At 67.9% G+C, this 19790-nt stretch carries 14 protein-coding genes; 2 read left to right on the plus strand and 12 right to left on the minus strand.

Features of this window, described 5'->3' with window-relative positions; translation table 11 throughout:
* From O9Y01_RS00005 to O9Y01_RS00030, 6 genes are all read right to left on the minus strand, one after another.
* The coding region (locus O9Y01_RS00005; protein ID WP_269629444.1) for a condensation domain-containing protein at positions 1 to 2079 on the minus strand (2079 nt) is incomplete at its 3' end.
* Between the two features lie 224 nt (positions 2080 to 2303).
* Positions 2304 to 3989: a hypothetical protein gene (locus tag O9Y01_RS00010; RefSeq protein ID WP_269629445.1), complete on the minus strand. Its 1686-nt coding sequence runs from the start codon at positions 3987 to 3989 to the stop codon at positions 2304 to 2306.
* A gap of 95 nt (positions 3990 to 4084) precedes the next feature.
* On the minus strand, positions 4085 to 5893 hold the full coding sequence (locus O9Y01_RS00015; protein WP_269629446.1) for a cyclic peptide export ABC transporter: 1809 nt from the start codon (positions 5891 to 5893) through the stop codon (positions 4085 to 4087).
* Entirely contained in the window at positions 5890 to 9261 is a 3372-nt protein-coding gene (locus O9Y01_RS00020; protein ID WP_269629447.1) for a non-ribosomal peptide synthetase, read from the minus strand. The genes O9Y01_RS00015 and O9Y01_RS00020 overlap by 4 nt, the downstream gene beginning before the upstream one ends.
* A gap of 11 nt (positions 9262 to 9272) precedes the next feature.
* Positions 9273 to 11297, minus strand: a complete 2025-nt coding sequence (locus O9Y01_RS00025) for an AMP-binding protein (protein WP_269629448.1) — start codon at positions 11295 to 11297, stop codon at positions 9273 to 9275.
* A 211-nt stretch (positions 11298 to 11508) separates the two neighbouring features.
* Entirely contained in the window at positions 11509 to 12000 is a 492-nt protein-coding gene (locus O9Y01_RS00030; RefSeq protein ID WP_269629449.1) for a VOC family protein, read from the minus strand.
* A 535-nt stretch (positions 12001 to 12535) separates the two neighbouring features.
* Here O9Y01_RS00030 and O9Y01_RS00035 point away from each other — a divergent pair.
* Positions 12536 to 13234, plus strand: a complete 699-nt coding sequence (locus O9Y01_RS00035) for a glutathione S-transferase family protein (protein ID WP_269629450.1) — start codon at positions 12536 to 12538, stop codon at positions 13232 to 13234.
* A gap of 12 nt (positions 13235 to 13246) precedes the next feature.
* Positions 13247 to 13531 carry a YciI family protein gene (locus tag O9Y01_RS00040; protein ID WP_269629451.1) on the plus strand — a complete coding sequence of 95 codons (285 nt, stop codon included), beginning with the start codon at positions 13247 to 13249 and terminating at the stop codon, positions 13529 to 13531.
* A gap of 27 nt (positions 13532 to 13558) precedes the next feature.
* On the opposite strand, the gene O9Y01_RS00045 is transcribed toward O9Y01_RS00040, so the two are convergent.
* The 6 genes from O9Y01_RS00045 to O9Y01_RS00070 form a co-directional block, all read right to left on the minus strand.
* Positions 13559 to 13951, minus strand: a complete 393-nt coding sequence (locus O9Y01_RS00045) for a DUF488 domain-containing protein (RefSeq protein WP_269629452.1) — start codon at positions 13949 to 13951, stop codon at positions 13559 to 13561.
* A gap of 27 nt (positions 13952 to 13978) precedes the next feature.
* On the minus strand, positions 13979 to 14611 hold the full coding sequence (locus O9Y01_RS00050) for a hypothetical protein (protein ID WP_269629453.1): 633 nt from the start codon (positions 14609 to 14611) through the stop codon (positions 13979 to 13981).
* 23 nt (positions 14612 to 14634) lie between these two features.
* Positions 14635 to 15180, minus strand: a complete 546-nt coding sequence (locus O9Y01_RS00055) for an NADPH-dependent FMN reductase (RefSeq protein ID WP_269629454.1) — start codon at positions 15178 to 15180, stop codon at positions 14635 to 14637.
* Between the two features lie 16 nt (positions 15181 to 15196).
* Positions 15197 to 16303: a proline iminopeptidase-family hydrolase gene (locus O9Y01_RS00060; RefSeq protein WP_269629456.1), complete on the minus strand. Its 1107-nt coding sequence runs from the start codon at positions 16301 to 16303 to the stop codon at positions 15197 to 15199.
* Between the two features lie 96 nt (positions 16304 to 16399).
* Entirely contained in the window at positions 16400 to 16849 is a 450-nt protein-coding gene (locus O9Y01_RS00065; RefSeq protein ID WP_269629457.1) for an SRPBCC family protein, read from the minus strand.
* A gap of 150 nt (positions 16850 to 16999) precedes the next feature.
* Positions 17000 to 19690 carry a TonB-dependent receptor gene (locus O9Y01_RS00070; RefSeq protein ID WP_269629458.1) on the minus strand — a complete coding sequence of 897 codons (2691 nt, stop codon included), beginning with the start codon at positions 19688 to 19690 and terminating at the stop codon, positions 17000 to 17002.
* Positions 19691 to 19790 lie beyond the last annotated feature (100 nt).

The following is a 19790-nucleotide window of genomic DNA, read 5'->3' on the forward strand; positions in this document are numbered from 1 at the left end:
ATAGGCCAGGTCCTCGCTGCTGGCACCCGCCACCACCGGCTGGGTCGACTCGCAAGCCGCCAGCTGCGCCTGCACCTGCGGCGTGTCCAGGCACAGCGCCTGGTCCTCAGCCACCGGCACCTGCCCCAGCAGCCGCTGCTGCATCAGCACCTTGCGCGCCCCGGAGTCCTGCACCATGTGCGCCAGGCGCTGCGCCGGGTAGCTCGGGTCCAGCGGCACATAGGCCGCACCGGCCTTCAGGATGCCCAGCAGCCCCACCACCATCTCCAGCGAGCGCTCCATGCACAGGCCCACCAGCTCGTTGCGCTGCACGCCGCACGACTGCACCAGGTACTGCGCCACGCGGTTGGACTGCGCGTCCAGTTCGCGGTAGCTCAGGCTCTGACCCTCGAAGCGCAAGGCCACCGCATCAGGCGCGCGCTGCGCCTGAGCCTCGAAGAGCTCGTGGATGCGCACGTGCTGCGGGAAGGACCGCGTCGTGGCGTTGAAGCGCTGCAGCTGGGACTGCTCGGCCGCGCTCACCCACCGCAGCGCCCCCATGGCGTCAGTGGGTCGATCCAGCAAGGTCTGGAGGGCCAGCTCGAAGGTATCGGCCAGCCGATGCACGACGGCGGCCTCAAAAAGCCCATGTGCAAAGCGCCAGTTCAGCGCCAGGCCCTGCTCCGCGGCGCGGATGTCCAGTTCGAGCTCGTACTGGCTGAAGCCCTGCTCCAGCTGCGTGGCGCGGCAGGCCAGGCCCCGCAGCGAGAACGCCGGCAACTCCTGGTTCTGGTAGGACAGGCAGATCTGCACCAGCGGCGCGATGCCGGCGCTGCGGGCCGGCATCAGGCGCTCCACGATCTGGGCGAAGGGCAGCGCCGCATGAGCCACCGCCTGCTGGAAGCCAGCAGTCGCCAGCTTGAGCTCATGGATGAAGCTGTTCTTCAGGTCGAACCGCAGCCGCAGGGGCAGCAGATTCACGAAGTAGCCCACCAGCCCATCGAGCCGGGACGAGGGGCGCACGGCCAGCGGTGTGCCGATCACCACATCCCTCGCATTCGAGTGCATGCCCACGGCCAGCGCCAGCAAGGTGTGCAGGACGACGAACTCCGTCGTGCCGGCCTGCCGTGCCATGGCACGCACCTGCTCGAGCCGCTCAGCCGGCAGCAGGCGCTGGAAGGTCAAGACCTGACCCTCCGAGCCCAGCGCCCGCTCGCGGTTCACGCGCAGGCCGTGGACCTCGGGCGCATCGGCCAGGGCCTCTTGCCAGTAGGCCAGGTCCTGGGCACGCTGTGCCTGGTGCAGCTCGGAACGCTCCCAGACCGCGAAGTCGGCGTACTGCAGGGGCAAGGGCTCCAGCACGGCGCTGTGCCCGGCGTGGGCCAGCTCATAGAGCCGCCGCAGCTCCTGCACGAAGACGCCCAGCGACCAGCCGTCGCTCGCCGCATGGTGGAAGGCCAGCCAGAGCTCATGGGTCTGCGCGTCCAGGCGGACCAGCGCGCCTCGCAGCTTGCAGTCCTTCGCCAGGTCAAAGGGAGCGAGGAAGACCTGCTCACGCAAGCCTTGCAGCGCAGCGTCGCGCAGCACGGCTTCCTGACCCTGCGTGCTGAGGCGGGCCAGGGCCTTGAAGGGGGTCTGGCCGGCCCGCTGCACGAGGCCCGTCGCGCTGACCTCCATCGACGACTCCAGCACCTGGTGCCGTGCGCACAAGGCGCGCAGCGCCGTCTCCAGGGCCTGCTCATCCAGAGCGCCAGCGCATTCGATGCGTGCGCAGAAGTGCAAGCCGGGGTGCCGGCGCTGTGCCTCGTAGGCCAGCCAGAGCGCCTCCTGGCCAAAGGACAGCGGTGCGGCCTCGCCGGTGGCCACCACAGGCCTCAGCTGCGCCTCAATCCCCGTGAAGTCCGATGACGACGAGGCGCCGTCGGAGGCCAGCCTCTCCAGCCAGGACTTGATCTGCGCCTTGCGCTCCCTCAGTTCAGCCAGCAGCTCGCCCTGCAGGACACCACGCGGCGCACTCGTCTTGAGCTGCCCCTGCTCCAGCTGGAAGCGGATCCCGAGCTGCTCGCAGCGGCCAAGAAAGCTGATCCACGATGTGTCCATTCCCTCTGCTCCTGATGCTGGGTTGTCCCAGACGTATCACCCATGTGCGGCCCCTGTGCACAGGCTGCCAGCCCGGCATCGCGGCCTGATGACAAGGCGCTGCCGCCGGTGCTGAGTGCTCACCGGCGGCATGCGCGTCGCGCGCGGCGCTCCCCCGCGGGGGGCGCCGCCGCGTTCATTGCTGGCGTGGCGCGGGCCGGGATCGCTCCCGCCCGCGGCCGCCCTCAGTTCGCTCCGGCCTTGCGGATGCGATAGGTCCAGTTGATGCCGTAGTAATCGCGTCCCACGATGCCGGCGTCTTCGCCGTAGATCACGGCGCTGTACTTGACCTGATAGTTCGCACCCTCGCCCCAGACGAAGCGCAGCCGGCGGACGTGGGCGAAGCGGTAGGTGTCCAGCTTGGCCGGGTCGGTGAAGGCGTCGTGACAGACCTGGAAGCTCGGCTCGGAGACGCCCTGCTTGGAAATGCACTCGAAGCTGACCAGCTCGCCATCGGTGTCGATGAACCAGTGACCGCCGACCGTGCCACCGTCCAGGCTTCCATCGGGGCGGAAGTTGACCTTGACCAGGCTGACGCCATCCACGCTGGGCATGTAGTAGCTGCCGGGGAAGGTCTTGGGGTCCAGCACAGGCTTGGCATCACGGATGATGTCGGTCATGAGGTCCAGATCGGAACCATCCCGTGCGGTGAAGCTGAGCACGGCGCTGTAGCCGCCCTTGATCTCCTTGACGAAGCGCAGGCGGTACTTGGACACCCGTCCCGGCATGTCGTCCAGCTCAAGGGCGATCGCGCCGCTGTCGTCGCGCGACCAGCTGAAGCCGCGGGACTCGCTGTGGCGGCCCTGGATGACATCGACATACTTCATCACCCCGCGAGTCGCCGAGCTGAACTCCAGGGTGTTGCCGATGCCGTCGATGGTGAACTGCGCATCGAAGGCGCCGGGGAAGGTTCCGAAGAAGCGGTCACCCGCCTTCACCTCGGGTCCGCGGACGAACTGGTTCACGATGGAGAAGGCGCTGGTGGCCCTGTGCGGCTTCTCGTACACGTCGACGCCCAGCGCGGCCCGGTCCATGCCGGCCGGCAGGTCCACCTTGCGGTGCAGCTCGTAGCTCACCAGGAGGTTGTTGGATGCGCCGGCCATGAGCACCGCGTTCTCCAGCCACTCCTTCACCTTCACGGTGACCGGCTCACCGGTCACCGGATGGGGCACGGTCAGCTGCGTGTCCACCGCCTCGTCCTTGCCCGTCAGCACGGGCATGGCACGCATGGGCGTGGGCGGCAGCGGGATGGTCAGCACGTGGGGCACGCTGGTGTCGAGCAGGCCCATCTGCATGAACTGGCCGTCACTTCCCGCGGGATTCGCGTAGGAGAACTGCGCGGCCTTGGTCATCAGGAAGCGCCCGCCGGGCACCGTCGAGCGGCTCAGCGTGGCGGGGCGGAAGTTCAGCTCGCGCGTCGACGGCGCACTCGCTCCTGCCGGCGTCGACTCGATGGTCCAGGCGTAGTCCTGGGGACCGACCCGCAGCGCCACCTTGATCCGCTCCGTCCCCACTGCCGGACATTGGCGCAGGTCGGGCAGATTGCAGATGGGGTCCACCTTGGTCAGCATGGCCTCGCCATTGCTGTTCACCGACCAATGGAAGCGTGCCTGGACCTCGCCGCCCACGACGATGCGGCCGGTCTTCACCGCTTCCAGCTCCGCGCTGGCATTGATGCTGGAGGGGGAGAACTCATACTCCACCTCACCCGGCGTCTCGGTACGCCAGCCGCCCAGCAGCTTGTCAGCCTCCAGGCGCACAGGCGCCTGCTGCGAGTCAGAGCCGCCGCCGCAAGCAGCGAGCGCCATTGCGGCGGCCACTGCGGCCAGCCAGCGCGCCATCTTGAATCCAGGGACTGTGTTGAGTTTCATCATTGCGTTCGTTGGTTGTGACAAGCCGTGGACGCCGCAAGGCAGCAGGCGGCGTGGCCTGCCCCGCGCAGCTCCCGTGGCCGGGAGGGATGCCGTCAGGCCGCTTGCGGGGCCTGGCGCGCTGGGCTCTGGACGGCGGAAGGAGCGCTGCCCGCACCGCCTCGGGACGAATGCCCGGAGTCGGCGATGTCGGCGCTGACGCGCTGGCCGCCTTCCATCTTGATGACGGCATCCGCGCAGTGGAAATAGCGGTCGTCGTGCGTGATCGCCAGCACCAGCTTGTTCCGCCTGCTCAGCTCCGGAAGGATCACTTCGTAGAAGGCGCGCTTGAACTCGGGGTCCTGGTCGGCGGCCCATTCATCGAAGACGTACATGTCCCGGTCCTGCAGCAGGGCGACCAGCAGGGCCAGACGCCGCCGCTGGCCGTCGGAGAGCTTGGTCGCGGTGAACTCGCCGTCGCGGTACTGGGTCTTGCCCTGCAGGCCCAGCATGGTGATCAGCCGGTCCACTTCCTGGGTGTCGACCGGCGTCGCCACATAGAGCTTGCGGAACAGGTAGTAGTTGGAATAGATCGCCGAGATCCGACGGCGCAGCGACTGCCGGTTGCCGTCATGGACCACGGTGCCATCAAAGGCCAGCTGACCGTCCTGCGGGCGGTAGTGCAGCGTCAGCAGCTTGGACAGCGTGGTCTTGCCCGATCCATTGCCGCCCACCAGGAAATAGACCTTGCCGCGCTCCAGGTCCAGGTCGATGGGGCCGACCGAGAAGGCCTTCTCGGAGCCGCCGTCCTCCGCGATGACGTAGTGATAGCGCAGGCCGCGCACCGTCAGGTGCTGCCACGGCTCATGCGAGGCAGCGGTCTGCTCCTCGCGCACATCGGCCAGACGACGGAACAGCTCGGTCACGCGCTCCGCCGAGATCTTGCCGGCCTGCAGCTGCGGCAGCATGGCCAGGATGTTGCCGACCGGCGCGGCAATGCACAGCAGCACCATGACGGTCCCGGACACGGTGTCTGTCGGCAGGCTCAGCAGGCGCGGCAGCACGAACACGGTCAGCCCGATCACGAAGAAGGCCAGCAGGTCGCTGAACACGCCGGCCGAATGCAGCAGGGCATCGCCATGCTTTTCCCAGCGAACGGCGGCCTGCTGACTCTGGACGACCTCTTCGTCCATGAAGCGTCGGGACTTGGGGCGGTCCAGCCGCAGTTCGTAGGCCCCGAGGATGACGCCCCGCACGCCCTCCAGCGTCACGTCGCGCAGCTGGGTGGAACGCCGGTAGAAGCGCTCCGAAATGCCCAGCGGCAGCTGGAAGGCCACGACGCCCACGAAGATGGCCAGCAGCACCATCCCCAGCACCGTGAGGTTGAGATAGGCCAGGTAGGCCAGCATGCCCATCACGGTGACGGCCGAGACCATGATCATCGGGATCGCCGCCGCGGCGTTGGCGATCCGGTTCACGTCGTCGACCACCACATTGATCAGCTTGGCGAAGCCGACCGCCTCCAGCGCATCGACCTCCAGGCGGTTCACATGCGAGGTGATCGACACGCGCAGGTCCGCGGCGGCCGACTTGGCAATGTGGTTGATCAGGATCACCGAGCCGGCCTTGGTCAGCATGATCAGCGAGCACAGGCCGAAGAACAGCCACGCGCCGGACGATCCGCCCGCCTCGCCCGCGCCCTGGCTGCCCAGGCCCTTCATGATCATGGGCACCGCCGCGCTGTACAGCGCTCCGGCCAGGGCGCCCAGCGCGATGCCCAGGACCAGCCTGGCCGGCGCCTGCCGGAAGAGCATCCGCCCCACGGACAGCCCGCCGGAGAAGTCGGTCGCCTCACTCGCCGGCGGGGTCGGCGCAGAGGGCGGGAGCTCGGCCGCCAGGGCCTGCTGCATGGGCCCTGCACTCATAGCATCACCTCCTCAAGATCGTCGTCTTCCGTCGGCGCAGGCTGGGTCAGCGACTGCGCCATGCGTTGCATCACAGCGGCCTCGATCACCGCGGCACAGGCCCGCACGGACGAGTTGCCGTAGAACCGGGCGATCGGAAAGTCCACGCCAAAGCCTTCGCGGATCTGCGTCACCAGACGCGAGGCCTGCAGCGAGTTGCCACCGACCTCGAAGAAGTTGGCCGTCACGCCGAAGTCCTCGCGGCGCAGCACGGTCTGGCACAGGGCCAGCAGCTGGCGCTCGGTCTCGGTCGCCGGGGCCACCATGGCGTCGCTCAGGCGCGGTGCCGGCAGGCGCCGCCGGTCGACCTTGCCGTTCGGGCTTTGCGGCAGGCGGTCCAGGCGCATCAGCACGGCCGGTCTCATGGGTTCCGGCAGATGGGTGCGGAAGGTGGCATGCAGGGCGGCCTCCAGCAGGGCCTGCTCGGGATGCTGCGGCGCCGTCACGTAGTACAGGGTCAGCGTGGCCTCTTCGTCGCCCGGCAGCGACGGCACCCAGGCGGCCGCCTGGCTGACGCCGTCCACGGACTGGGCCAGGGCCTCGATCTCGCCCAGCTCGATGCGCACGCCGCGCAGCTTGATCTGGTGGTCGGTCCGCCCCAGGAACTCGAAGCGTCCATCGGCCAGCCGCCGGACCCGGTCGCCGGTGCGATACAGGCGGCCCGAGCCGCGCAGGTGATCCGGCACAAAGCGCTCGGCGGTCAGCTCGGGGCGGTTCAGGTAGCCCTTGGCGATGCTGGCTCCGCCGATGTAGAGCTCGCCTGGCGCGCCTGCCGGCTGCTCCTGCCCGCCCGGGCCCAGCACGTGGAAGCGGGCATGGCGATAGGGGCGGCCGAGCATGCAGCGCTGCTCGTCGTCTTCAGGCTGCGGTTCGTGGCTGGCGCAGACGATGGTGGACTCGGTCATCCCGTACAGGGCCAGCACACGGAGCTCCGGACGCCAGCGCCTGATCTTGCGCAGCAGGGTGCCGGTCACGGGCTCGCCACCGACCAGCATCAGGCGCAGGGGGGCATGGGAGCCAGGCCCCAGGGCCATGGCGGCGTCCAGCCAGCGCTGGGCCAGGCTGGGCACGGCATGCAGCACCGTCACGTCGGAGCTCAAGGCCGCCAGGCGGTCGATGTCGGCCACGTCTTCGCCCCGGACGATCTTGACCGAGCCGCCGCTGGTCAAGGGCAGCAGCAGTTCCAGCAGCGAGGCGCCGAAGGCCTGCGAGCCGATGGTCGGCATGCTGTCGGCCGGGCCGAAGCAGGTCACCTCGCGGTTCGCCCGCAGTGAATGCGCCAGGTTGAGCTGCGTGACCTCCACGCCCTTGGGCTCGCCCGTGGAGCCCGAGGTGAAGAGCACGTAGGCCACGCGCTGCGGATCTGGGGTCAGCGGTGCGAGGGGCGCCTGCCCTTCCGTGCCCAGGGACTCCACCCACCACCGCGCCACGCCGGGCGCCGGCGGGAAGGACTCGGCCTGCGCTTCGCTCAGCAGCACGCCGCGCGCCTGCGAGGTCCGCAGCATGGTCCCGATCCGTTCGGCGGGATAGCGCGGATCGATGGGCAGGTAGGCGGCGCCCAGCTTGAACAGAGCCAGCAGCGATGCGACCCAGTGCACCGAGCGGGCCAGCCCGACGGCCACCACGCTGCCGTCCCCCACGCCGAGCCGGGCCAGGTGCGCGGCGTAGGCGCTGCTGAGTTCGTCCAGCTGCGCGTAGCTGACACGCTGCCCCTCGTCGGACACCGCCAGGGCATCAGGCTGGCTGCGCACCAGCGCGGCGAAGGCCTCGATGGCCGTGGGCAACGGGGCGCCACCCTCGCTGTCTTGCACACGCGCGGCGGCTTCGGCCGGACCGCCAGACGCAGGCGCCACCGGCACCACGGCGAAGCTGGCCAGCGGCCGCTCGGGTTCTGCCAGGCCGCCTTGCAGGAGGCGCACGAAGCTGTGGCTGAGGGCCTCGATGGTGGCGGGCAGGAACAGCGCCGACGCGTACTCCCACGCCAGCACCGTGTCATCGCCATGCATGTGCAGGTGCAGGGCGATGTCGAACTTGGCCACCGGCTGCGACTGGATGATGGGGCGCACGCTCAGGCCCTGCAGACGCAGCGCCTGGGGATCGCCGTCCTGCTGCGTGAGCATGATCTGCAGCAGCGGGTTGTAGGCGGCAGACCGGCCCGGATTCAAGGCCTCCACCAGGGCGTCAAAGGGCAAGGCCTGGTGCCGCAGTCCGGCGACGGACAGGCGCTGTGACACCTCCAGCAGGCTGGACAGCGTGCTGTCCGGCCCCAGCTGGAAGCGCAGGGCCAGGGTGTTGACGAACAGGCCGATGGCCTGGGCCGCCTCGGGGTGCAGCCGGTTGGCGGCGGCCACACCGAACACCACGTCATCCTCGCCACCGTGCCGCGCGAGCGTGGCGGCGAACACGGCCTGGTACACGGTGAACGGCGTCACGCCCCGCTTCAGGGCAAACTGGTGGACGGCGGCAGCGAGCCCTTCCGGCAGCGCCTCGCGATGCACCGCGCCGGCCACGTCGCGCACGGGTGCCCTGGGCATGTCCGGCATCAGCCCGTGCAGCTGCGGCGCCTCGTGCAGGAGCTCGGTCCAGTAGGCCAGGTCTGCGCTGCGGCTCGCGGCACCGAGCCGCTCCTGGTGCTCCATGAGGTCCGCGTATTGCAGCGCGGGACGCTGCGGTGCCTGGCCCTGCCCGAGGGCATGGGCATAGGCCTGTTCCAGGTCCCGATAGAGCCGTCGCGCACTGAGGCCGTCAGCGGCGATGTGGTGGAGCGTCAGGGCCAGCACATGCTCGCCATCGGCCAGTTTCACCAGCAGGGCCCGCAGCGGCCATTCATCGGCGAGCTGGAAGCGATGGTCGGCATGGGCGGCCAGCAGGGCCTCCAGCGCGGCGGGTTCGGCGCCCGCCTGTGTGAGGTCCCGGCTTTCCCACTGCACGGGGCCGGGGGCGTCGACGCATTGCTCGATGCCCTGCTCGCCCCGCAGGTAGCGGGTGCGCAGGATGTCATGGGCGGACACCACCCAGTCCAGCCCGCGCCGCAAGGCCTGCACGTCCAGCGGGCCGCACAGGCGGAGCGCCGCCGGAATGTTGTAGTAGGACCGGCCCTCGGCAAGCTCCTCCAGCAGCAGCATGCGGGCCTGCGCCGGCGAGACCCGCCAGCGATAGGGCGCCTGCTTGGGCGACAGCAGGCGCACCAGCTCCGCCTTGTGCTGGCGCACCAGCGGCAGCAGCGCCTCCAGCACGTCGTCCGTGGCGTGGATGGAGAGGTCGGCGCCGTCCAGCCCGAGCTCCGCACCGCGGGCACGAAGCAGGTCCAGCAATTCGTAGGGGCTCATACCGTAGGAGCTCATACGGTGACCGTCCGCTTCGGGGCTGCCTGCACCGCCGGACGGGCCTGCTGCCGGGCATCGATCCAGCGGGCCATGTCTTCCAGGCGAGGCGTCTCGAACAACTGGGCGACCTGCAGGTCGGGCAGCCCGTACTGGCGCCCGATGGCCGCCACTACTTCCGCGGCCGACAGCGAATCGCCTCCCAGCGCCAGGAAATGGTCCTGCGCGGACACCTGGCTGCGGTTCAGGGCCGCGCACCAGATGGCAGCCAGGGCGCGCTCCGTGGCCGAGTCAGGCGCCCGGCCACTCACCGCGGCCTCGTGCAGCACGCCGGTGTCGGCCAGGATCTCAAGCGTGCCGTCCTGCAGCATCGCCCGCGCCTGGCGGCGCTGGATCTTGCCGCTGGACGTCATAGGCACCTTGTAGGGCTTGACCAGCACGACGCGATTCACCACCGCCTCGTACTGCTCCATCACGGCCGACCGGATGGCGTCGATGACGGCCTGTGCGTCCATGCTGCGGAAATGGGCACGCTCGATCTCGGCCACCACGACCAGCTGTTCGCCCTCCTCGCCGGCCTGCGCGAAGGCCGCCACATGGCCCTCGCGCACGGCTTCATGCGCGCGCGCTGCGCTCAGCTCGATGTCCTGCGGGTACAGGTTGCGGCCATGCACGATGACCAGATCCTTGATGCGCCCCGTGATGTACACCTGGCCCTGGTGCATCACGCCCAGGTCCCCGGTCCGCAGGTAGCGATGGGCGTTGTCCGGCTCGTCGACGATGGCCTGGCCGAAGGTGGCCAGCGAGAGCTCCGGCATCTCCCAATAGCCGCCGGACACGCTGGGCCCGGCGAACCAGATCTCGCCCACCTGGCCTTCCGGCAGGGCTTTGCGGCTGTCGGGGTCGACGATGCGAAGGTCGTGCGGTCCCAGCGCTGCACCGCAGGCCACGATCTGCGTCGCCCGCGGCGAATCGGGCGGCAGCAGGCTCAGCTGGCGATCGGCCAGGGCGAAGCGGTCCGCGCACTGCGTGATGGGCTCGGCCGCCGCGTCGCCGCCGCTGATGAACACGGTGGCTTCGGCCATGCCGTAGCTCGGGTAGAAGGCCGTGGACCGGAATCCGCTCGCCGCGAAATGGCGGGCGAACTGCTCCAGCGTCGACGCCCGCACCGGCTCAGCGGCGTTGTAGGCCACCCGCCAGCTGGAGAGATCCAGGCCCGCCAGACGCTCCGGCCGGATCTTGTCCACGCACAGCTGGTAAGCGAAGTTGGGCGCACCGCACATGGTGCCGCGGTACTCGGTGATGGCGCGCAGCCACATCTCCGGATCGCGCACAAAGGCTGCCGGCGCCATCAGGGTGGATTCCGCCCCCATGGCGGCGGGCCACAGCACGGTCGTGACCAGCCCGAGGTCATGGAACAGCGGCAGCCAGTTGACGAAGCGGTCTGCCGGGTTGCCGGTGGACATCAGGGAGAGATGCTCGACATTGCCCATGATGTTGGCGTGCGAGATCATCACGCCCTTGGGCATGCCGGTCGAGCCGGAGGTGTATTGCAGAAAGGCCAGGTCCGTGAGTGCGGGCCCGGCCTGTGTCACGGGGCCGGCGCCGGCCAGCAAGTCCTGGTCCACCGCGTGGAACTGCAGGCGCGACGCCAGCGGCCCGATGGTCTCGGGGCTGCTCAGCCAGTCGAGTTCGGCAAGGGTGGTCAGCGCCAGCCTTGCATCGCAGCTCTGGGCCACCTTGTCGATGCGCTCCTGCTTGATGCCGCGGCGCGGCAGATAGAGCGGCACGGCCACCCAGCGCGCCATCAGGCAGGCGAAGAACGCACGCACATAGTCCAGGCCCGGCGGGAACAGCAGCAATGCCCGGCTTCCGGCGGGACCTCGCTCCTGCAGAAAACCGGCGAGGCGCTGCGCCTCGTCCCAGAGCCCTGCGTAGCTGAGCACCTGCGGCTCGGTGGACATGTCGGAGAGGAACCGGAATGCCACGGCGTCAGGTTGCGATTGGGCATGCTGGCGCAGCCGCTCCACGATCGTCTTCATGCGTACCCTCCAGGGCCCCCTCGTGAGGCGCCCATAGCTGTGCATCAACCCCAGCCAGGTGGAGTTTGAAATTCAATTGGGATGAAGAAATAACCCGGCACGGTCTTCGCAAGACCCTGCCAGCCGCCCATCGCCCTGGCGGCGCCGGCGGCCCGCCCTCAGAGGGCGCCCGGCCCGCGCTCAGCCGGCGCTCGCGCGCCGCCGAGACACCTCAGTAGGCGCCGCTTTCCTCGAGCTGCTCGAAAAGCTGCTGAACATTACCCTGTTCAAAACCCTGAGCACCGGAAACGCGGGAGATGAATTCAAACATCATCCCCGAATTTGCATCACGCGAAGTGAATATCTGGACGAGCCCTTCACCGCGAATAACGCTGGTGGAGAATTTCATGCCATTCTTCGCCAAGGCCTCGGAGGCACGGGCAACGTCGTCCACCTCGATGGCAATATGCTGAACGCCGGGGCCATATTCGGAAAGATAACGGCTCACCTGCGAATTTTCTGCATTGCTCTGCAGCAGCACGATGGAAAAGCCGCCGGCGTCCATTTCTGCCGAGCGCATGCCGGAGTACTGGCCACGGGTCACACGTTCCGCCATGAGATGGAAGCCGAACACATCTCGATAAAGACTGATCGCCGCATCAAGATCGTGGACTGCGATGGCCACATGATCAATGCGACCGCCTGCCAAGGATTTGGATTTCATACCACCCGCTTTATTCTTGGAATCAACGCTGCGCAATAAGGCTGCCATCCGCTGATGGCAAGAGACAGGCCAAATCAATACCGGCCCGAAACAGAAGACCCATCGCCCTCCACCTCCCCGAGATGCGCATGAATTGCCCAGGCAAACCCAGCCGCATCTTTGACGGGAAAGCAGCCCGCAGCGTACCCCCGCTCAAAGGCGGAATTATGACCTCCACCCCCAGACCATCAAGCCAAGGGTAAACACTTAGCACCACACCCTGTAAGACATTCGTATTGCCATCAATATTCTCAGTAAATTAATTGACTCGGATTTGATCTTTTGTTAGGCACAAAAATCAATCTCCACGTCTATTACAAATTATTTCATTACCATTCGCCTCATTACTTTTGTCATTCGCTGGACTCTTGTGCTTAAGTTTTCTTCCGACAATGCCGCGACAAGCCTCGATACCCCGTTCCCCGACGCGTCCCGGGCAGGCCTCCTGCAGCCCTCCTGGAGCGCCCCGGGGTTCATGGACATGAGAAACTGAGGCATGCGCCTCACCATTGCCAACAAGAACTACTCCTCCTGGTCCTTGCGCCCATGGCTGCTGCTGCAGATGCTGGGCCTGCCCTTCGAGGAACGCCTGCTGCCCTTTGCCACCTCCACCGGCGGCCTGGCCTATGCGGGCCGCACGCCCAATGGCCGGGTGCCTTGCCTGGAAGACGGCGATCTGGTGGTCTGGGACTCCCTGGCCATCGTGGAATACATCGCCGAGCTGGCCCCGGGCGCCTGGCCGGGAGACCGTGCCGCCCGCGCCTGGGCCCGCAGCGCCTGCGCCGAGATGCATGCGGGCTTTGGCCGCATCCGCGACGTCTGCACCATGAACTGCGGCCTGCGCGTGAAGGTGCGGGACTGGAGCCCTGCCCTGCTCGCCGAGTGGGCCCGCATGGATGCCCTGTGGTGCGAAGGCCTGCAGCGCTTCGGCGGCCCCTTTCTCGCGGGCCCGGTCTTCACCGCGGTTGACGCCTTCTTCGCGCCGGTGGCCCTGCGGGTGCAGAGCTACAGCCCGCCTCTGTCTCCCACCGCCCAGGCCTACGCCCAGCGCCTGCTGGACCTGCCGCCGCTGCAGGACTGGTACCAGGCCGCCCTGCTGGAGCCCTGGCGCGATCCGGCGCATGAAGCCGAGGCCCAGGCCGCAGGCGACTGGCTGCAGGACCTGCGCGCGCCGGCCACCCCTTCCCGCCCTTAGCCCGAGACCGCCATGTACATCGCCCTGCTGAGCTACATCCGCCCGCTGGAGGAAGTGGATGCGCTGATCAATGCCCATCGCGCCTACCTGGATCAGCAGTACGCCGCGGGCGTCTTCGTGGCCTCGGGCCGGCTGGAGCCGCGCACCGGAGGCGTCATCCTGATCCGCGAGCATCCGCGGGCACTGGTCACCGAGATCCTGGAGCAGGACCCTTTCCACAGGGCCGGCGTCGCCCGCTACGAGTTGCTGGAGTTCACGCCCAGCCAGATGCTGGCGGGCTTCGAGAACTACCTCTGAACGCGCGAGCCCTGCCCCGCGGATGCGCTAGCCCTCGACGAGGGCCGCGCCGTGTTGACGCATCAGCTCGCGCAGCACCGAGCGGTGGCAGCGGGCCTCGTCCTCACAGTAGCAGCCCATGGAGAAGGCACTGTGCTGCGACAGCGCGGCCAGCAGCTGCAGGCTGCGCTCGGCCCCGGGCTCGGCCATCTCGGCCCTGTACCTGCGCATGAACTGCGCCCATTGCGCGGGCGTCTCGGCCGCCTGGCCCAGCTTCATGGTCTCGACCGAGGGGGCCAGATTGGGGTACCAGACGTCGTACCAGTTGCCGGAGGCGAACTCACTCTTGGGCACGCCCCGCGGCGGTCGCCGCACGGTGCCGATGCGAAGCCCTTCATCGGGCGCCCGGGGGCTGCCCAGCCTGACGATGCGCAAGGCCATGGGGTGTCTCCTGTCCTGCCACCGCGCTCAGCGCTCGCCTGCCGAGAGCAGCAGCTGCGGATGTTTGAGCCGCGCCGGGTCCGGCAGTTGGCGCCGCCAGGTGGCTCCGCGCAGGGCCGGGATCTCTTCCGTTGCCAGCTGGGCCTTCGCAGCCAGGCTGCGGTCGTTCAGCACCAGCACGCCCTGAGGTCCTTCCCTGGACGCGCTGATGCCGCGATCCAGCGCCTCGTAGTGGCCGGCGTAGACGATGTCCCCCTCCTGGATGCGCAAGCGGACCTGCAGCGGGCGCAACGAGCGGTCCACACGGGCGGTCTCACCGGCCTGCTGGACCAGCTCGAAGTCCTCGATTTCGTAGTCCCCCGCAGGCAAGGCCAGCAGCAGCAGCTCGCCCTGGGACTGGGGCGTGCGCCAGGGCCAGGTCTTGCCTCCCCAGCCCGGTTCTGACGGGTACTGCAGGACCTGCGCCGCCTTTGCACTCCCCTGCGCCGGCACGCCGCGCAAGCCCAGGGCGCAGGACCGGTAGGGCCGCTCGGCCGCGGTGCCCAGGCCCAGCAGCAGCCAGCCCGTGCCCGCCTGGGCGCGCACCGCCGGCGGCAGCAGCAGCGCCAGGGCGGCGGACGAAAGGCCGAGCAGGCAGCGTCTTCTTGGCAGGGCAGGCATGGCAGCAGCTCCGGTGGGGTGGCTCACCACTGTACGCTGGGGCCGGCATCCGCCCCGCCGGCCAGCTCGGCCTGCAGGGTGGCCAGCAGACCCCTCATCGAGGCTCGCAGCGGGGCATCGGCCAGCATGGCGGCTTCCGTCACGCAGGCGCCCAGCAGGGGCAGGCTGAGGCTGGACCGGCGCAGCAGCCGCGCATTCATGGTGCGCAGCACCTCCTGCAGGCTCTCGAAGGCATGGTGGGCGCGGGGCGAGGTGTTGACCAGCGCGACCGGCTTGTCCACGAAGCCCTCGAAGCTCACAAGCCAGTCCAGGGCGTTCTTCATCACGCCGGAGATGCCGTGGGCGTACTCCGGGCTGGCGATCAGCAGCACATCCGCCGCCTGCACCGCCGCACGCCACGCCTGCACGGCGGCCGGCGGCTCGCTTTCGAGGTCCGGATTGAACAGCGGCAGGCGCCCCGCATGCTCGCTGACGTGGACCTGCTGCGGCCCCAGCTGCGCCAGCGCACGGCAGAAGGCTGCGTTGATCGAGGCCCGGCGCAGGCTGCCGGCAACGGCCAGTACCTTCATGGCATGCTCACGATCGTCATTTCGCGCCCTGGTCCACGTCCTTGATGAAGCGGACCAGGCCCTGGAACCAGGTCTTCTGGTCGTCGTACATCGACATGTGCGAGCCCTGGGCGCAATGCAGGTAGCGGCCCTTGGGCATCAGCGAGGCCATCTTCTCCATGTGCTTGGGATCCATGGTGTCGTACTGGCCGCCGATGGTCAGGGTGGGGACGGTGATCTTGCCGAGGTCCGCCATCCGGTCCCACTGGGCCAGCTTGCCGCTGGAGCTCATCTCGCTGGGCCCCTGCATGGGCACATAGACCTCGCGGTTGGTCTTGTCGAAGCCCCGCTTCACCGGATCCGGCCACTGGTCCGGCGGCATGCGCAGGATGTGGTGCACGTAGTAGTGAGGGATCAGCAGTGCCATGTAGCGCGGGTTGTCGTAGTCCTTCTTCGCCTCCAGCTTGAGGATCTCCTTGAGGGCCTGCGGGTCCATGGCGGGCATCAGCGTGGTCTCGGCGTAGCGCACGTACTCGGGAATGCTGGCCATCATGTTGGAGATCACCAGGCCCTTGAGGTGCTGCTGGTACTTCAGCGCGTACTCGATGGCCAGCATGCCGCCCCAGGAGTGGCCCAGCAGGTAGAAGTTGTCCTTGTCCAGCTTCAGGGCCTGGCGGACCTGCTCGACCTCATCCACGAAGCGGTCCAGCTCCCACAGGCTGCCGTCCTTGGGCTGGTCGCTGTAGGCGGAGCCGAGCTGGTCGTAGTAGTAGTACTCGATGCCCTCGCCGGGGAAGTAGCTGTCGAAGGCCTCGAAGTACTCGTGCGTGGCGCCGGGGCCGCCGTGCAGCAGCAGCACCTTGATGCGCGGGTTGTGCCCCACCCGCTTGGTCCAGACCTTGAACGTGCCCTTGGGCGTCGTGATGGGGATGAGCCGGACGCCGCCGGTCAGCGCGTCCTCGCCGCTGGCGTCGTGATAGCTGGCCAGGCTGGGCTGCACGGCTCCGGAAGCGGCAGCCGCCGGCTTGTCGGCGCCGGGGGCGGTGGCCGGCGCCTGGCCCGCGGGCTGGCAGGCCTGCAGCCAGGCAGTGGCTGCCAGGATCAGGAGCCATCGCGCAGTCAATCCATGGAGCAGGTAGGGCATGTCAGTCTCCGGACTGGGAAGCCGCCTTTGTAGACGGTCGACGGGCCGCCGGCCACCGGGTCTTCACGGTGGCCACGGTCGCGCGGGGCTCCGGCCTCAGCCCGGGATGTCAGGTTCCACCAGCTGCGCCAGCAGCAGCAGGGACTCCTGCCAGCCCATCAGGCAGGCTTCCTTGGGAATCACGGCGGGAATGCCTTCCTGCACCACCTCCAGCTCGGTGCCGCAGAAGACCTGACGCAGCCGGATGGTGACCGTCAGCACACCAGGCAGGTTCGGGTCCTCGAACTGGTCCGTGTGGCGGATCAGCGAGGACGGCACCAGCTCCAGGTACTCGCCATGGAAGCTGTGGCTGTTGCCGCTTCCGAAGTTCGTGAAGGACATGCGAAAGCGGCCGCCGACCCGCGCATCCAGCTCATGGACCGTGCAGGTGAAGCCATGCGGCGGCAGCCACTTGCACAGCGCACCGGCCTCCAGGAAGGCGCGGTAGACCCGCTCGGGAGGCGCACGCAGGATGCGCTGAAGATGGACGGTATGGGTCTCGGACATGGCGGCTCCTCTCGCAGGTTCCCGCGCATGCTAACCAGCTGCGGGCGAACTGCAAGCCCGCACCGCCCCTGGGTGATCTCTGCAGGCACCAAAAAAAAACGGCCGGGGAGACCCGGCCGTTGCAAAGGCATTGGTGATTGAAGCGAGAGATCAGAGCTTGTAGTTCACACCCAGCAGGGTCTGGCGGCCGTACTTCTCCCAGCCGCGGTAGCGATCCTCGCTGCCGGAGAAGGTCTGGAAGGCCGAGTTCGTCAGGTTGTTGACCTGCAGCAGGAAGGACAGACCCTTGTACGTGCCCTCCTGGATCTCGTAGCCCAGCTGCAGATCCACCACGGTGTCCGCCTTGATGAAGGTCTTCTCGCTGGTGCCGCCGGGGCCGCCGATGGAGCCCAGGAAGTTGGAGCGATGACGCTGGCTCACCCGCAGCGAGTAGCCGTTGTTCTCGTAGTAGGCCGTCAGGTTCAGCACGCTCTTGGACAGGCCGGGCAGCGGCAGGTTCTGGTCACCGAAGCGCGAGTCCTTGACGTTGATGGAGCTGTCCGTCAGCGACAGGTTGCCCTGCACGCCAAAGCCCTTCAGCGAGGGGCTGACCATCTCCAGCGGCACCGACAGCGAGAACTCCAGGCCACGCAGCGAACCGCCCTGGCCGTTCTCCGGGTGGGTGATGGTGCCGATGGTGGTGCTGGGCTTGATCGGCGTGCCATCGGGGGCGGTGCCGGTCAGCGGATAGTCCTTGAAGTCGAAGGGCGTGGTGACGTTGTAGATGTAGGACTTCAGGCGCTTGTAGAAGCCGGCCACGGCCACATAGCCCTTGCTGCCGAAGTACTTCTCCCAGGACAGGTCCAGGTAGTCGGACTTCCAGGGATCCAGCCTGGGGTTGCCGCCGCTGCCGCTGGGCGTGCCGGTATTGCCGGCAGACAGGCCCACCTGGAAGGAGGCGTTCAGGTCATCCAGCTTGGGACGGGCAATCGCCTGACCGGCGCCGAGGCGCAGCTGCTGCTGGTCGGGCAGGCTCCAGGAGAGGTTCAGGGTGGGCAGCACGTCGGTGTACTTCTTGCCATCCTGCACCGGCACCAGGGAGGCCAGCGGCCACTGCAGCAGGGTGTTGGAGGTCGAGCTCTGGTCGGTGTTGACCACCTGCAGGCCGACGTTGCCGCGCACCGGGCGACCCAGCAGCTCGGTCTCGAGGTTGGCCTTGGCGTAGACCGTGCTCACGTTCTCCTTGATCGCCCAGTTCTTGGTGGCGCCCCAGGGGTTCAGCACGGCGGGGGTGTAGGGACCGAAGTTGCTGGCCAGCGCCTTGTCGATGTCCCAGGCCAGGATGGCGGGCAGGCCGACGCGCGAGAGGTCGGTGGGCGACAGCAGGTCGGCGCTGGCGAAGTCGGACTTCAGCGCGTTGAAGCCGGTCTCCAGATGCTGGCGGCTCTTCTCGCGGCGCGAGTAGTTCAGGCCGAAGTCGACGCTGGTGATGATGCCGGCGTCGAAGTCACGCGAGAAGTCCAGGCGCACGGCGTCCAGCTTGTCGCGGAAGCTCGGCACATTGACATAGCCGTTGCCGAAGGGGCCGCCCAGCTTGACGGCGGCATTGCTGTCGTAGGCCTTGCCGAACTTGAAGGTCGGCACCGGACCGGCGTAGTTGTAGGTGATGGTGTCGGCGCCGAGGCCCGAGTTCATCTCGATCAGGGTCTCGTCGTGGTCAGCGGTGGAGTGGCTCAGGTCCAGCACTGCGGTCCACTTGTCGACGACCCACTTGTTGTTCCAGCCGATGGCGCTGAGCTTGTCTTCGCGCGTCAGGATGTTGTTGCGCACCACCGGGGTGGCCTGCACCGTGCCGGCCAGGGCCAGACCGTTGGTGATGGTGGTCGAGTTGAAGTTGGCGCCGGACCAGTTCTCGAAGGGCACTTCCATGCCGCGACGGGTCTCGTCATACGAGAACTTGGAGTGGTAGACGTCCAGCGTCGAGCTGAAGCTGGTGCTCGGACGGTATTCCAGCACGCCCATCACGCCGTCACGCTTCTCGCGACCGGTGTAGTACAGGCCCTTGAAGCCCTGGGGATACAGCGCGTCCTTGTCGGCCGCGCCGGCGCCGCTGAGGTTGCCGCCGTTCTTGACCCAGTTCCAGGTCTCGAACTGATAGCGGCTGACCGGGTGGTCGCTGTGGGCGAAGCCCACGGCCAGGCCCAGGGTCTTGTCGGCGAACTGGTCGATGTAGGAGGCGCTGACGCGGTTGCCGGTCGAGGGGGCGCCGTCGGAGATGGCGCCGTTGGAGTTCTTCTCGCCGCGCACGTTGAAGGCCACGGTGCGCTTGCCGAAGTTCAGCGGCTTGACGGTCTGCAGGTTGACCGTGCCGGCCAGGCCCTGGCCAACCAGGGAGGCGTCGCCGGTCTTGTAGACGGTGACCGCGCTGATCAGCTCGGACGGGTACTGGTCGTATTCGACGTAGCGGTCGCCACTGGTGCTGACCTGTTCGCGGCCGTTGAGCAGCGCAGACGACAGGTCCGGGGCCGTGCCGCGGATGCTGATCTGCTGGGCCTGGCCATTGACGCGCTGGGCGGCCAGGCCGGGCAGGCGCGAGATGGACTCGGCGATGCTGATGTCAGGCAGCTTGCCAATGTCTTCGGCGGAGATGGACTCCACCACCGACGTGGCGTTCTTCTTGACTGAGATCGCGTCTTCGATGCCCTTGCGGATGCCGGTCACGGTGACGGTATCCAGCTTGTTGTCACCCTGCGCCGCGGGCGCCTGCTGTGCCTGGGCGCCTGCCGCCAGCATCAGCAGCGCGCAACCCGCCACGACGGGGCTCAAACGGAATGTGTCGCGATGGACTTGCACTGTCTTCATCCTTGTCTCCTGTAGCTCTTTGAACAACTGCTGCCGCGCCCCTCAGGACGGCTGGGACTGCGGCGCCATGGAACCCTTTGACTGAAACAATTCTGTACTA

It is taken from the genome of Pelomonas sp. BJYL3, assembly GCF_027257975.1.
GTDB lineage: Bacteria > Pseudomonadota > Gammaproteobacteria > Burkholderiales > Burkholderiaceae_C > Roseateles_B > Roseateles_B flavus.

What these genes read in the sequence shown, in the direction of transcription:
- O9Y01_RS00045 (WP_269629452.1), bottom strand. Translation starts at nt 13,951, where the DNA reads ATGGCCTTGCGCATCGTCAGGCTGGGCAGCCCCCGGGCGCCCGATGAA.
- O9Y01_RS00070 (WP_269629458.1), bottom strand. Translation starts at nt 19,690, where the DNA reads ATGAAGACAGTGCAAGTCCATCGCGACACATTCCGTTTGAGCCCCGTC.
- O9Y01_RS00040 (WP_269629451.1), top strand. Translation starts at nt 13,247, where the DNA reads ATGTACATCGCCCTGCTGAGCTACATCCGCCCGCTGGAGGAAGTGGAT.
- O9Y01_RS00060 (WP_269629456.1), bottom strand. Translation starts at nt 16,303, where the DNA reads ATGCCCTACCTGCTCCATGGATTGACTGCGCGATGGCTCCTGATCCTG.
- O9Y01_RS00010 (WP_269629445.1), bottom strand. Translation starts at nt 3,989, where the DNA reads ATGAAACTCAACACAGTCCCTGGATTCAAGATGGCGCGCTGGCTGGCC.
- O9Y01_RS00035 (WP_269629450.1), top strand. Translation starts at nt 12,536, where the DNA reads ATGCGCCTCACCATTGCCAACAAGAACTACTCCTCCTGGTCCTTGCGC.
- O9Y01_RS00015 (WP_269629446.1), bottom strand. Translation starts at nt 5,893, where the DNA reads ATGAGTGCAGGGCCCATGCAGCAGGCCCTGGCGGCCGAGCTCCCGCCC.
- O9Y01_RS00055 (WP_269629454.1), bottom strand. Translation starts at nt 15,180, where the DNA reads ATGAAGGTACTGGCCGTTGCCGGCAGCCTGCGCCGGGCCTCGATCAAC.
- O9Y01_RS00020 (WP_269629447.1), bottom strand. Translation starts at nt 9,261, where the DNA reads ATGAGCCCCTACGAATTGCTGGACCTGCTTCGTGCCCGCGGTGCGGAG.
- O9Y01_RS00050 (WP_269629453.1), bottom strand. Translation starts at nt 14,611, where the DNA reads ATGCCTGCCCTGCCAAGAAGACGCTGCCTGCTCGGCCTTTCGTCCGCC.
- O9Y01_RS00030 (WP_269629449.1), bottom strand. Translation starts at nt 12,000, where the DNA reads ATGAAATCCAAATCCTTGGCAGGCGGTCGCATTGATCATGTGGCCATC.
- O9Y01_RS00025 (WP_269629448.1), bottom strand. Translation starts at nt 11,297, where the DNA reads ATGAAGACGATCGTGGAGCGGCTGCGCCAGCATGCCCAATCGCAACCT.
- O9Y01_RS00065 (WP_269629457.1), bottom strand. Translation starts at nt 16,849, where the DNA reads ATGTCCGAGACCCATACCGTCCATCTTCAGCGCATCCTGCGTGCGCCT.